General features: G+C 62.7%; 1 protein-coding gene. It reads left to right on the top strand.

Annotated elements, in window-relative coordinates; genetic code table 11:
* Positions 1–515 (top strand): flagellin N-terminal helical domain-containing protein (locus CSQ93_RS28590; protein WP_442778353.1); only part of this gene is annotated, 515 nt, incomplete at both ends.

Below are 515 nucleotides of genomic sequence, written 5' to 3'. Positions count from 1 at the left end.
CACGCAAAACAGCACCTCGATGCTGCAAACGGCTGAAGGCGCGTTCGGCGAAGTCACCAACATGCTGGTGCGCATGAAAGATCTGGCCACGCAAGCTGCCGATGCTTCGTCGAACACGGCCGACAAGGACGCCATGCAAGCCGAATACGACGCACTGGGCCTGGAATTGTCCAACGTGATGAACAACACCACGTTCGGCGGCCAAGCTCTGCTGACCGGCGGCACCATCGCCAGCGCCATGACGTTCCAGATCGGCGCCGCGAAATCGGAAACGATGACCATCAACCTGTCCACCTCGATGGGCAGCGTTGCCACCGCACTGGGTTCGGCCACCGCCAACTTCACCGGCACCGCTGGCGGCACGGAACTGAAAACCCTGGCCAACACGGCCATCGGCAGCCTGGTCTCGGCCATCGACAGCATCGGCGTGGTACGTTCCGCACTGGGCGCCGCCGCCAACCGCCTCGACCACGTCAACAGCAACCTGTCGAACATCTCGACCAACACCAAGGCCG

The organism is Janthinobacterium sp. BJB426 (assembly GCF_002735705.1).
Classification (GTDB): Bacteria; Pseudomonadota; Gammaproteobacteria; order Burkholderiales; family Burkholderiaceae_D; genus Janthinobacterium.
The sequence above is the reverse complement of the archived record's forward strand: the minus strand, read 5'-3'. Positions and strand labels throughout refer to the sequence as shown.